This window comes from Dysgonomonas sp. Marseille-P4361, from assembly GCF_900343125.1.
GTDB lineage: Bacteria > Bacteroidota > Bacteroidia > Bacteroidales > Dysgonomonadaceae > Dysgonomonas.
In genome coordinates this window covers 59,916-73,509 of sequence record NZ_OPYL01000008.1, presented here as the reverse complement: position 1 = coordinate 73,509, position 13,594 = coordinate 59,916, and the positions used below count along the sequence as shown (strand labels likewise).

Below are 13,594 nucleotides of genomic sequence, written 5' to 3'. Positions count from 1 at the left end.
AAATTATGAAAATGAATAGAATATATACATATCTACTAATATTATGTTTCGGGTTATATTTTACTAGTTGTGATGTTGACGTAGAGAACCCGAATGAAGGTACAGTAAACTCTTTTTGGAAAACAGAACAAGATGCTCAGTATGGGTTGACATCTGTTTATAATTATTTTTACAAACCAAACACTTTTAGTCGCTGGATTTGGTTCCGTCTGGATTTAACTTCGGATGAAGGTTTTAGCCAAAGTCCTTGGGCTGAACTGAAGGAATGGACTCAATTTGCTTATGGAAACTATAATTTCGGAGAGGGTAATAAATGGACTCTTGAGGCTTTTTATGTAGCTATTTTCAGAGCAAACCAAGTGCTTCATTATGTGCCAACTATTGAGTTCCAAGACGAAGCAAAGAAAAAAGAAATTTTGGCGCAAGCTTATTTCTTAAGAGGTTTCTATTACTACTATACAGCTTTGTTGTGGGGAAGCGAAAATAAGAGTTTAGCTATTATGCTTGAAACTGAACTTCCTCAACCTCAAGATAGACCAGAGGGACATACAGGGCAAGAATTATATGAGCAAGCTATTGCTGACTTTACATCTGCTTTGGAATATAACATTCCGGAAGAGTGGTCAGGAAATAATCAGGGAAGAGCAACCAAAGGAGCTACATTAGCTTTCCGTGCAAAAGCATATATGCAATTGCATGAATATGAAAAAGCCAAACAAGATCTTAGTTGGTTAGTTGAAGGAGACGGAAAGAAATATTATGGTCTGACAACTAATTATTTCGATAATTTCGATAAGGATAAAGAATATAATATAGAGTCTGTATTCGAAATTGGTTTTTCCGATATTCACTTAGACCCGGCAGGAGATAGTGATGATAGTCTTAATCCTAATCTAGGGCTGAATAGAGGTCAATTCTTTGCACCTCCGGGCATTGGATGGACTGATGGAGAATTACGTCCTTGGTTAGTTGATGAGTTTAAGAAAGAACGTGATAACGATGGTAAATATGACATTCGCTTGCGTTATACAGCGTTCTACGAAGGAATGGAAAAAGACTTTGAGAACAACAGCCGCATTTATAAGTTTACAAGCGATGCTAAAACTTGGGGACAAGATAACTGGAAAGGGCGCGTATTCTTCCGTAAGTATGGAAGTGATTATTTCCGCGACTATGATGATTATTATAATCCGACAAATGTTCGTTTGGTTCGCTATGCCGATATCTTGTTAATGTATGCAGAGTGTATTGCAGAAACTGGAGGTAGTCTGACTACGGCTGCTAATTACGTAAATCAGGTTAGAGCACGTGTCAATATGCCTCCATTAAGCAAGAATCATCCAAATGCAACAGCCAATTTTCAAAACTTCATGAAACGTTTACAAATGGAACGTGTACATGAGCTTGCTACAGAAGGACACCGTTGGGCTGATATCAAACGTTGGGGATTACTAGATACTCAGGAAGGTATTGAAGAATTAAAATCACGAGATGCTGATTTCAAAAACTTTATAATAGGTAAACACAATTGTTTGCCGATCCCTTCTGATGAAATTAATAATAATCCGAATGTAGGACAAAATCCTAAATACTAAAACATGGTTCTTTCCTCGACTTTAATCAACTATGGAGTCGAGGAAAGTTCATTTAATAAAACCACTATGAGAAAAATATTTTTGATAACTATAGCCTTCTTATTTTCAGCCTTGTCAATATCATTAACTTCATGTGGTGGAGATAGTGAGAAAAAGGCTAAGCCAGAAGTGTCGTATCCGGTTCCTTTAGGAGATCCTTTTATCATGCTTCACGAGGGTACTTATTATGCCTATGGTACAAATTCGGATGCAGGGATAGAGGTATATACTTCTGACGATTTACTTACTTGGGAGAGGTCTTCTGCACTGGCATTACATAAAGATAACTCATGGGCCGACCGTTGGTTTTGGGCTCCTGAAGTATATTACATAAAAGAAAAGAATAAGTTCTATATGTATTATTCTGCCGATGAGCATATTTGTGTTGCTACATCCGATTCTCCAACAGGACCATTTGTACAGACTGAGCAGAAACCGATGATTGCAGACGAAAAGTGCATCGATAATTCCTTATTTATAGACGATGATGGCACACCATATCTGTACTTCGACCGTTTCAACGATGGACTGAATATATGGGTAGCAAAGCTTGAAGATGATCTGGAAACCATAAAGACAGAAACGCTAACTAAATGTATCAACGTATCTCAGGCATGGGAAGAAGTATTCCCTCGTGTAAATGAAGGTGCATTTATTACAAAGCATAAAGGAAAATATTACCTGACATATTCAGGAAACAGCTACGAAAGCCAATTCTATGGTGTTGGTTTTGCTATTGCAGATTCGCCGATGGGACCATGGACTAAATATGAAAAGAATCCCATTCTTCAAAAACCGGAAGATCTTGTAGGGGTAGGGCATAGCGCTATGTTTAAAGATAAAGAAGGAAAACTGAGAAAAGTCTTTCATGCCCATCATTCCTCGTCCCAAATACATCCTCGTGCTATGTACATTATGGATGTAGAATTTACAGATGATGAAACTCCGGTGATGAAGATAACAGGAGATATTTTACGCCCAAAATTAAAACAATGATCTATGAATAAGATTTGCCTGCTGTTAATTGTCTCTTTACTATGTCTTGGTAATACAACTGTTTTCGCTCAAAAGAACAATTTAAGAGCCGATGATGTGCGTATCGCCTGGGATTATAGTTCTATGGAGAAGATTGCAGAAAAAGGCGGATATCCTCGATTGTTGCGTTTGCAAGATTCATCTATTATCATAATCTACGAAACTCGTACCGGTAGTATTGAGTATAAGCGTAGTTACGATAATGGTAAATCGTGGGAATATCCGGTACAGGTATTTTCTCAATTCATATATAGCAACTTATCTGGTGAGTCAACCATCGTAAATATGGCAAATGCCGAAATTGAACAGTTGCAAAATGGAGATCTGATTGTCGGTTGTAATTATCGTCCGGCAAAGGCTGAAATAGCACCTTATTCCATCGTGATAAGAAGAAGTACAGATAACGGTAAGACATGGCTTCCGGCACAAGTATTATGTAATGCCGCTCCACGGTTTATTGATGGCTGTTGGGAGCCCTCTTTCTTACAGTTGCCTGATGGTGAATTGCAGGTGTATTTTGCAAATGAAAATCCATACCAACAGTCAGAGGAACAAGAGATATCAATGGTATCTTCTGACGACAATGGCGAAACATGGACTAAGACTCCTAAAATAGTTTCTTTCCGTAAAGAAAGAAGAGATGGGATGCCGGTATCTATTGTTTGTGGCGATGAAATTGTAACTGTAATAGAAGATAACTACAAAGAAGCTTTTAAACCATATACAGTCAGAACTAAATTGAAGGATAACTGGGCAGAACCGGTGCTTGGAGACTCTGAAATGAGAAATTATGCACTTCAGACGCCTGTCCCCGACTCTGTTTACATGGGGGCACCGTACATCATAAGTTTACCAAATGGACAAACACTTATATCTTATCAGACGACAGAAAATCGTTCATCCAATTGGGAACTTTCTACAATGGAGGTCGCTATTGGCGATACGGAGGCTCGTAATTTTAAATACAGAACCAGACCTTTTCCTGTTCCATTAGATAAGGAAGCAAAATGGAATTCTTTAGCTATATGGAATAAAGATACAGTTGTGGCTGTAGCTTCTAGTAATTTCGACTATAAAAATGTTGCTCCATGGATCATAAAAGGCTACCAGATTCCTTCTGAACTTAGTATAAGTAAAGATGTGGAGGGACACTCACCTCTTTTCATCGGATCTAAGGGAGTTACACATGCTGACATAAACTTATGGGAAGATGCTGACTCCCTTTATATCATAGCACAAATAGCAGATATGTCCCAATCAACTCAAGATGGGCTATCAGTATGTTTTGCTTCGGGTAAATACAGATATAAAATATTCAGTAATCGAGAAGGTGTAATCTCAGTATGGAAAGAAAAGAAAGGCAAGTGGAACCCCTTCTCTATGCAGAAAGTGCAAGTAGGTAGTGAGATAAATGAAAATGGTTACACCCTCACTTTTTCTATCTCTAAAACAGAAATTCCTTTATTAAGGAAAGACTCGTTTTACTTCAATGCAATACTATCAGCATATGAAAGTGAAGCATCTGGATATGAAGAAGCCATTGTAAATAGTTGTATTCAAGAAATTGATACATGGCTTAAGGTAAAGACTAATTAAAAATAATATTCGAAAGAAATGAGAAAAAAAGTATTTATGATTGCATTATCTCTACTCTCGTTTGTGGTTGTGAATGCACAGCAAAATGTAGAGAAGAGGATAACTCTTAAAACCCCGGGTAATCCTTCCGAAACATTAGTATTGAAGGAAAGCTCAAGTGGACAATTACAAGCTCAGAAAAGTATTCCGTTAGCAATCACTCGTCAAGAAGTGAAGAATGGAAACACCATCCGGGTGAATATTACATTGAATGCCACAGATGAGGTTTATTACAATTATGAAGAAATCTATAAACTGACAGCCGATCATGATGATTGTCTTTTTTATATGCCCGGCTTTTGGTATCGTCGCAACCTGAGATCTCCAAAAGAAGCTCCGTCGTTTTACACAAGCGATAGCTGGCGTGTAAGAGAAGACCGTTTGAGTACACCGCTTACTGGTATCTTTAACGAGAAAACAGGAGAATACTGTACTGTTTTGCGAATAGATGAATTTAAGAATGAAAGCTTGGCTTGTCATAGTCAGGGAGAAGTAATTCTTTCGGGTAAAACTTCTTTAGGTTTCACAGGATTTCAGAATATAGAAGGAAAATCAGCTTTGGTTTATGGCTTTCCATACAATGAGGCGCCAAATACCTATATCCGAAAATTGACATTAGCTCCGGCGGTTAAGGCTTTCGAGAAAATGGAAAAAGGAGAAACCCGTCAATTGACATGGGAAATCAATGTAGGCAACAGTCAGAGCTATTCGTCTTTCGTTGCTGATGTTTGGAATTATTCTTATGACACTTACAGGCCTCAAAAATATGAGAAACCAATGTCGGTAGAACAAGCAAAAGCTGATCTGACTAAGTTTTTTGTAAGTAGTTATGTAGAAAAATATCCGCTGAAATATTTTTCGGGAGTTCATATGCGTACCGACGATTGTGAGAGTACCGGTAGTGTAGAAGTAGGTTTTGTTGGTCGTGTTTTGTTAAATGCGTTCAATGCTCTGGAATACGGAGAGTCGCACAATAGACCCGAACTAGTGAAAATGGCAAACAGCATTTTCGACAGTTATCTTGAACATGGCTTTACGCCAAATGGCTTTATCCGCGAGTTTGTAGATTATTCCAACAATTCAGAGACAGATATTTACAGTATTCGTCGCCAGTCGGAAGGAGTATTTGCTGTACTTAACTACTTGGACTATGAGAAAAAACAAGAGCGTAAACATCCTCAATGGGAGGCTAAAATAAAAAATATTCTAGAAAACTTCCTTAAACTACAAGGAGAAGATGGTAGTTATCCTCGTAAGTTTAAAGATAATTTTGAGATTACAGATCAGTCTGGAGGAAGTACGCCATCTGCTACGCTACCTTTAACGATGGCATACAAATACTTTAATGATAAAAAATATTTGGAAAGTGCTAAGAAAACAACTGTATATCTGGAAAAAGAATTAGTATCCAAAGCAGACTACTTCTCTTCTACACTTGATGCCAACTGCGAAGATAAAGAGGCTTCGTTGTATGCTTCTACGGCTATGTATTACATGGCAATGGTGTCGAAAGGGAAAGAACAACAACACTATATTGATCTGAGCAAGGAGGCCGCTTATTTTGCTCTTTCTTGGTATTATATGTGGGACGTGCCGTTTGCTCAAGGTCAGATGTTGGGAGATGTAAACTTCAAAACGAGAGGTTGGGGTAACGTATCTGTAGAAAATAATCACGTAGATGTATTCATTTTCGAATTTGCGACAGTGCTGGATTGGCTGTCAAAAGAACGGAACGAGCCACGTTTTTCAGAGTTTTCTGCTGTTATCAAGAGCTCAATGCTGCAACTTATGCCATTGAAAGGTAGTATGTTCAATATCGGTAAAGAAGGTTATTATCCGGAAGTTGTTCAGCATACTAATTGGGACTATGGCAAGAACGGAAAAGGATTCTATAATGACATCTTTGCTCCGGGATGGACAGTAGCTTCGCTATGGCAAATGCTTTCTCCTGAGCGTGTTGAAACATATTTTGGCTATAAAGGTAAAAAGTAGTAGATAAAATAGGTTATTACCTTTGATTTGTTTGGTTATCTCTGCTTTGCTATATGTTTTGAAAATGATTTTCTGGCATTCGGCAAAGCAGATTTTTTTATATGCTAAAACTTGGGCTTAGAACATTATTATTAGTCTCCAGTTTACGTGTCTACCCTCATGCGGAGGCATCTTGTTGCCTCTGGATACCGATTGAGTGACTGTTTCGAATGTTCCCACTACTTTCCATACTCCACTTTTGGGACACTTTTCTCCCGTACGAGCAGTCATGCCTATGCGAGGCTTCATCATAATTCTTTCTGATTTAAATTTATAGTGTACAAAGCTACTACATTTTTTGTAAAGTCTTTATATCGTAAGATAAAGCAAAGGTGGACGTATTCTTACCAGCCTGAGTAATCTCTGAGATTAATGAAACATAATTGTCCCTTTATGAAAGTATTTTCAGTTATTCTATTTCTATATCTCCAAAGATATTTTTCTTCACGGTCTTTTTGTTCCCTTTGTCATCTATGATTTCTATATTTCCGAGAATATCTTTTTTCACAGTTGTTGTATTTCCCTTATTATCTTTTATTTCAATATTTCCAAAGATGTCTTTTTTTACGGTCTTTTTATTACCCTTGCTATCTTCAATTGTGACATCACCTAAAATATCCTTTTTTATTGTTTTCTTATTTCCTCTATCATCACTAATTTCTAAGTCTCCGAAAATATCTTTCCGTATCGTCCTTTTATTCCCTTTCTCGTCTTTTATTTCTGCATCTTCAAGATAGGACGTTATTTCCTCAAAAGTATCCTTTTCTTTAGATTTAATAGTGATCTTCTTCGGTCTGGATCCATTTATGTCAGCCGTCTCAACTGTTTGTGGAGGAATATATCTATGAAATTCCGTGAGGTGATTATTGACAAAATAAAAGAGATAATCGTAAGAATAACTGGAGGTAAAGAGTAAGACTTCAAGTTTCCCCTCCTCTATTTCCGATACTGCGTCAATTACATAGTTATTTCCCAAAATATTGATAACCTCTTGTTTTGTTGAGCCCAGTTCTACCTGCTCTATAAGTTTACCTAGCCTTGGAGTAGAAAGGCTAGCACAAGATGCCGTAAGGAAGATGATTATTATAGCAAACAGATTCTGTTTCATAATGGTATAATTTAGATACATTGTAGTGTAGATTGTCTTTGCTCTTTACAATGCTTTAAGTTACTACAATTTTTTCGATGAATTGTAGCAAAGAGGTAGCCTTCTACTTTTTTTATCCAAAAGCTAGCAATTATATTCTTATTACCTTATCAGCTACCTGTTCAAAGTCCTTCAAGTGGGTAGCCATCAATATCGAAATGTTGGGATACAAGCGTCTGATACCTTCGAAAATAGAAATTGCATTCTCTGAACTAATGCCTGCTGTTGGTTCATCTACTACCAATAATTGAGGTTTCTTGAGTAATGCTTGCGCTAGAAGTAATTTCTTTCGTTGCCCTCCGCTTAAAGTCTCACCATTTTCACCTATCCATGTATCCAGGCCTTCGGGGAGAGAGCGTCTCCAGCTTGTCAGGTCGACAATGTCCAATGCTTCTTCTATGGCTTCGTCGGGATAACCTTCGAAGTTCTCACGCAGTGTCCCTGTCAGCAGGTAAGCTTTTTGAGTAACGTAAATACATTCAGGTACAGGTAAGTGTGACAATGGAGTATCATTGTTCCATAGTAGCACTCCACTGAGGCGGTATTCTGGATAAAAAAGGCTATTCAATAAGGTCGTTTTACCTTTTCCTGTTTCTCCAAATAGAGCAATCCATTCTCCTTTTTTGATTTCTAACGATATTTCATTGGTACGAATTGGTGTTTCGGGAATTTTAGCACTCACATTTTTTAAGCTGAGCCTTTCTAGTGAAGAATCAACCTCTACAGTTTCTACAGGTTGTTCTCCTTTTTGGATGATCGTATCTACATCTTTTATCTGATTTGCAACAGAACTTTTCTCAGATTTTCCGGAAAAAAGCATTTCCGATAATTCAGCTTGTGCCATGATACCGAAGAAAATTCCAATAGCTGTTGGTGCATCTATTCCATAATTCTGAGAATTCCAGAGTAAAAATATGGCGACGAAACTAAGTCCCAAACCTCCTATGAGTTGTAGCCAAAATGAATTCGTTTGCAATTGGCTTTCTACTTGTTCTAATTGCGCCAATCTGAATTCATTTTGCCCAATAGCTTTCGCTTCCAGATCATATTTCGAAATCTCTATTCTGCCCCTGAAACTTTCGATAAGAGCCTGATTGTTTTCCTCACGACATAGTTTAAGCTTTCCGTAAAGATTACTGTTCTTCCTGAAAATAAATTGAGGAACGATAAATAGCAAAATAGCAGATGAAATCAAAAACTCTATGGCTATGACATGTGAAAATACGATCAAGAAAAAGAAGTAAACACTAAGCGAAACTATTAATGCAGAGAATGGCAGAAGCCACAAAAGAATGTGATTCAATATCTCATCTACGCCATGCGTACTGTTTTGGAGTATGGCTGAATTATTATTGACTTGTTTCTGAAAATAAGGGAATTTGGCTACAGATTGGAATATCTTCAATTGAAGTCTTTGCTGAGCATCTAGCGTTGTCTTATGGTTTTCCAATCGTTCGAAATACCTTGTCGCTGTACGCGATAAGGCCATCAGACGGATTATGGCAGATGGAACCAAATAAGAGAATGTCGTATTTGCTGTAACGAATACCACACTGCAAATAGCCAAAAACCACCCCGAAATAGCAGGAAGGGCAATAAATGCCAAAGTCCAAATCAGCAAAAGGAAAAAACCTCGAAACCATTTGCCGGCTAAGGGCTGTAGTATATATTTAAAGATAAATTTATTCATGATTCATCTGTTCCCCCCAGTTTAAGTTTATGATTGTATCTGCAACAGTATCGAACATTTTTTCGTGTGAGGCTACGATGACAAGTTTTTCTTTGGCCAATTTGATTATTTCCGGAAGAATAACTTCTACTGTATCTGTATCCAAATTGGCGGTTGGTTCGTCTAAAATAGCTATTGGCTTAGGATATAGTATCATACGAGCGAGTGTAACCAATTGTCTCTCTCCTCCCGAAAGCTGTTTGCCATTATGACTCAGTTCTGTTTGCCAGCCATCTTCTTTCTTAGCCAGAATTTTGTTTAAGAAGTCAGGGTATTGATTATAGCTGCTTGCATCTTTTTCTAAAAATACATTGTACTGTAATGTGCCGTCAAAAATGAAAGGAAACTGATTCATATAAGACGAATTGGCTTTCAGCCATTGTTGAGACCATTCATTGTCTTTTTGGTTTACCGATACAAAACCATTCTCAACAGACAAGCTCCCGGTACATATTCTCAAAAGAGTGGACTTGCCGGAACCCGATATGCCTTTTACAAGAACAAGTCCTTTCAGTGGTAATTCGAGATTGATATCGTGCAAAACTCTAACCGGAGAATCTGGATAAGAAAAATTCAGTCCTGTAACATTGAAAGACTTAAGTTCTTCTCTGTTGTCAGCCAAAGGAGCTTCTACATGCTCGTTTAGTATCGGTATAATCAACTTGGCCGATGCTAAAGCTTTATTACGGTCATGGTAGGCACTTACAAATTTCCTCAGATAAAAGAAGAAATAAGGTGCAAGAATGAGCAAGAATAATGCTGTATGAAAATCGTATCCATTTCCATAACTAGGACCTGTCATTATTCCCAATAAACTCATTCCTAAATAGACGGCAACAACAGCAATACAGATGGTAACACAAAATTCTAAAACAGCCGATGAAAGAATTGCAACCCGCATTACATTTATTGTAGCCTTGTTTAACTCTTTGCTCTTTTCGGACAAAAAACGATACTGAGGTTTGAAGTTATCCAGATTGACAATTTCGGCAATTGTTTGAAGACGGTTGTAGAAAACAGCCGAATATTTAAGAAAAAGATTTATATGTTTTTTGTGAAGCGCTTCGGCTCCTATGCCTATAATAATCATCTGCATAGGTATAATGATAAGTGAAACCAAGAGAGCCAGACCGACCCATTTTTCCATCCAAAAACAAATAATGAGCAACAACACACTTACTAAGATTGATGCTATGGCATATGGAATAAAAAAGGCGTAGAAAGGCTTTAGATCATCACTTACTCTGGTAACTAATAGGGTGCTTGATACTGAATCGTATTTGCTGCTGTTGAGCAATATAGGATATAACTTTTTCTTTATTCTGGAAACAATTATATTACCAGCTTTGTAATTGAACTGTGAGGCAAAATGCGCAAAGATGTATCTTCCCGTAAGGAATATGGATGAGTATAATAACGTAGAGGGTAATATTTTACCATCTATCAGCCACGAAGCGGCAAACACCGCCAGATACCATCCGAAGATAACGAAGCACCCTGCACTTAGTACGGTTAGTATTGATGCAGAAATATATGCTCCTTTTGCTTCGATTATCTTTTTACCTAGCCAACTGGAAGCGCTTTCTGGATTAGAACTCATTGATTATCTATGATTATGATTACTATGTGAAAATAGTAATTATTAAATAAACTTATGTGCTTTAACTCTATTACAACAAAGATAATTAAATAATGCGAATCTGTATCTGTATTCGATTTGAGGATTTTCTTGCTGCTTTTTATTTCATAGAGTAGTAGGAAGCTATAGGAAATGCTATATATTACTTTCGTATGAGTTGATTTTATACCGTTTTAGTATAGTATATTTTTATATATAGCTCTGTATATGAAGTATGGTATTGACAATACAATACATATATTTTTTATTATCTTGCACCTCGAAATGAAAAGTTATTTTTTCGACATGATTCGTCATGTCAGATTAACCGGGGAAGTTATACTTTACAAAAATATACTGGAAATTAATCCTGATGAGATAGAAGCAACAATTTCGTATCTGGAAAAAGACTATAAACAAGAAGTATTATCATACCCCTACACATCACCTATATTTAGCTCTCAAGCGGCAATATGGGCGGCTTGTCTGTTCTATTATTCGAGCCAGCTGCTTCTTTACAGAGAGCAGAATTTGGATGAAGTTCGTAGGTTGGTACAACCCTATAATGAGGCGATAACTCCGGCTGCTATTTTATCAGCCGATCTTACATTAAGGTTTATTTCAGATCTTTTGTTTGAGCTAAAATTGATAGATGATACTGATCCATTAATTCAGATATTGGAAGACATATTGCACGTTTGGCATTATTCGGCTATTGGCTATGGTTTGGAGAATATAGATAGCCTCGATTTTTTAGTAATAAAGGAAGATAAATGTCTGAATCAATTATATATTGATAGAGTTATTAAACGCGATGCCTTACTGTTGTCGCATCATCCCTCGCTTTACAAAGACATAGAATCAGAATTGAGTATATATAAGAAAAACTTATGGGGAAAATTTGAATAAAATATAAATGGAAACAAAACTGCAAAAATTAAACGAAGTACTTTCTTTCATAAAGAACACATTTATAGGCAAAGATGAAATTGTGGATTTATTGGCTATTGGTCTTATTGCCAGAGAGAATACTTTTTTGTTAGGTCCTCCGGGAACAGCAAAAAGTGCAATTATCCGTTTACTATCAACTTGTATTGAAGATGGTAGAAACTTTGAGTATTTATTAACCCGATTTACAGAGCCAAATGAAATATATGGACCTTTCGATATTCGTAAACTGAAAGAGGGAGAGTTGGTCACAAATACTGAAAGTATGATGCCCGAAGCATCGATGGTTTTTCTTGACGAGATATTTAACGCAAATAGTGCAATCCTCAACAGCTTGCTAATGAATCTGAACGAAAGAGTGTTTCGTAGAGGAAAAGAGACCCGTCAATTGCCGGCATTGATGTTTGTGGGTGCTAGTAATCTTTTGCCCGAAGATGAGTCGCTAAATGCTCTTCTCGATCGTTTCCTCATTCGTATACAATGCGATTATGTTGCACCCGATTTACTGGAAGGAGTCTTAATTGCAGGATGGAAGCTTGATAATAAAAGTACAGAGCAACCTCCACTGATTAAGCCCGAAGAAATAAAGGAATTACAAGCTCAAAGCAGGCAAGTAAATCTTGATAATATCCGTAAAGATTATCTTCAGGCAATCAGAGCCTTGCGTAATGCCGGAGTTAAAGTGTCAGATAGGCGTGCAGTAAAAGTTCAGAACTTAATTGCTGCAAGTGCTACCATTTGTGGTCGAACAGAAGCTATTCTGTCAGATCTATGGGTGATGAAACATATTTGGGACACAGAGGAGCAGATAGAATTATTAGCAGGTATAATAGACAATGTTATAGAAAAGGACGATAGTATTGCTCAGCATCATCAGGCATTGAAAAACAGAGCTCCCAATGCAGATGAATTGATAAAAGATATTAACCTGCTCAAAGAGCAATGGCGTTCAGGAACTTTATCTTTCTCGGAACAAACTATCTTAAAGGATAAATTGAGATACATTCAGACAAGGGGTAATTGGATAAAAGACGTAGAACACAAGCAACATATAGAAAGTGAGATTGAAGCACTATGGCAGAACATACTCAAAACACTCTAGTATATTATGCTGCAATAGATGTCATATACAAAAATAAATTAGGTAGCCTTCGTTTATGGACAAATCTCAAGTTGGCCTATGATGGGGAAACAATATGGCTAAAAGATTTGACGGAGGAACAAACCTCAGAACACAAACTTCGAAGCATTCCTAGTTGCAGCATCTATGTAGAGAAAAATAACAAGTTGTACCCTAAAGACAGTCTCTTGCCTTGTGGCAATATTCCGTCTTTGCTATGGACTCCTATTTTTAGAGCAGTACCTGTCACCCTACCCAGATACAATGATAATTTTATGGGTTTGGAGGAAGATAGCATAAATATACGATTGGTGCCTTCCTCTAATATGCAGGATGTATTTGCAATGATAACAGATGTGACAGAGTTGGGAAAATATATAGAGACTGCTCCTGCAAGCCGCTTGAGAGAATTAAGGTGGACTATTCTTTCAGACAGAAACGTTTTTATAGCAGGTACACCTTTACTACCTATCAAGGGGAATGTGTTCTGGAGATATAAGCAGTTGTTGTTACCTGCAGGCTTCGACTTTAACTACTCTATACTATCCGATTGTATCAATAAACTTTATACATCTACTGACTTATATATTTGCTGGTTGAACCAAGATGATTACATAAAAATAGACGTTACTCAATTGGAATATTTATCAATAGCTTCTTTCAGAAAGACCTATAATGCATTGGAGAATATATGAGC

General features: G+C 37.1%; 11 protein-coding genes. 7 read left to right on the top strand and 4 right to left on the bottom strand.

The window, feature by feature from the left end:
• The first annotated feature begins 11 nt into the window (after nt 1-11).
• The 4 genes from DHU68_RS12760 to DHU68_RS12745 all read left to right on the top strand — a co-directional run bounded on the left by DHU68_RS12760 (nt 12) and on the right by DHU68_RS12745 (nt 6,296).
• Entirely contained in the window at nt 12-1,595 is a 1,584-nt protein-coding gene (locus DHU68_RS12760) for a RagB/SusD family nutrient uptake outer membrane protein (protein ID WP_108823434.1), read from the top strand.
• 66 nt (nt 1,596-1,661) lie between these two features.
• Nucleotides 1,662-2,630 carry a glycoside hydrolase family 43 protein gene (locus DHU68_RS12755; RefSeq protein WP_108823386.1) on the top strand — a complete coding sequence of 323 codons (969 nt, stop codon included), beginning with the start codon at nt 1,662-1,664 and terminating at the stop codon, nt 2,628-2,630.
• Between the two features lie 3 nt (nt 2,631-2,633).
• Nucleotides 2,634-4,265 carry a sialidase family protein gene (locus tag DHU68_RS12750; RefSeq protein ID WP_108823385.1) on the top strand — a complete coding sequence of 544 codons (1,632 nt, stop codon included), beginning with the start codon at nt 2,634-2,636 and terminating at the stop codon, nt 4,263-4,265.
• A gap of 18 nt (nt 4,266-4,283) precedes the next feature.
• The gene (locus DHU68_RS12745) at nt 4,284-6,296 is read left to right on the top strand and encodes a hypothetical protein (protein WP_108823384.1); all 2,013 of its coding nucleotides are present in this window, start codon (nt 4,284-4,286) and stop codon (nt 6,294-6,296) included.
• A gap of 117 nt (nt 6,297-6,413) precedes the next feature.
• Here the strand turns inward: DHU68_RS12745 and DHU68_RS14265 are convergent, their stop codons facing one another.
• The 4 genes from DHU68_RS14265 to DHU68_RS12730 all read right to left on the bottom strand — a co-directional run bounded on the left by DHU68_RS14265 (nt 6,414) and on the right by DHU68_RS12730 (nt 10,811).
• A complete protein-coding gene (locus DHU68_RS14265) occupies nt 6,414-6,587 on the bottom strand; it encodes a hypothetical protein (protein ID WP_185117516.1) in 174 nt (57 codons plus the stop codon).
• A 157-nt stretch (nt 6,588-6,744) separates the two neighbouring features.
• Nucleotides 6,745-7,443: a hypothetical protein gene (locus DHU68_RS12740; protein ID WP_160111134.1), complete on the bottom strand. Its 699-nt coding sequence runs from the start codon at nt 7,441-7,443 to the stop codon at nt 6,745-6,747.
• Between the two features lie 130 nt (nt 7,444-7,573).
• The gene (locus DHU68_RS12735; protein ID WP_108823382.1) at nt 7,574-9,172 is read right to left on the bottom strand and encodes an ATP-binding cassette domain-containing protein; all 1,599 of its coding nucleotides are present in this window, start codon (nt 9,170-9,172) and stop codon (nt 7,574-7,576) included.
• On the bottom strand, nt 9,165-10,811 hold the full coding sequence (locus DHU68_RS12730; protein ID WP_108823381.1) for an ATP-binding cassette domain-containing protein: 1,647 nt from the start codon (nt 10,809-10,811) through the stop codon (nt 9,165-9,167). The genes DHU68_RS12735 and DHU68_RS12730 overlap by 8 nt, the downstream gene beginning before the upstream one ends.
• A gap of 303 nt (nt 10,812-11,114) precedes the next feature.
• Between DHU68_RS12730 and DHU68_RS12725 the strand changes: the two genes are divergently transcribed.
• The 3 genes from DHU68_RS12725 to DHU68_RS12715 are packed head-to-tail and all read left to right on the top strand — an operon-like array spanning nt 11,115 to nt 13,592.
• On the top strand, nt 11,115-11,738 hold the full coding sequence (locus DHU68_RS12725; protein ID WP_160111133.1) for a hypothetical protein: 624 nt from the start codon (nt 11,115-11,117) through the stop codon (nt 11,736-11,738).
• A 7-nt stretch (nt 11,739-11,745) separates the two neighbouring features.
• A complete protein-coding gene (locus DHU68_RS12720; protein ID WP_108823379.1) occupies nt 11,746-12,879 on the top strand; it encodes an AAA family ATPase in 1,134 nt (377 codons plus the stop codon).
• Nucleotides 12,852-13,592, top strand: a complete 741-nt coding sequence (locus tag DHU68_RS12715; protein WP_108823378.1) for a hypothetical protein — start codon at nt 12,852-12,854, stop codon at nt 13,590-13,592. The genes DHU68_RS12720 and DHU68_RS12715 overlap by 28 nt, the downstream gene beginning before the upstream one ends.
• Nucleotides 13,593-13,594: the final 2 nt, after the last annotated feature.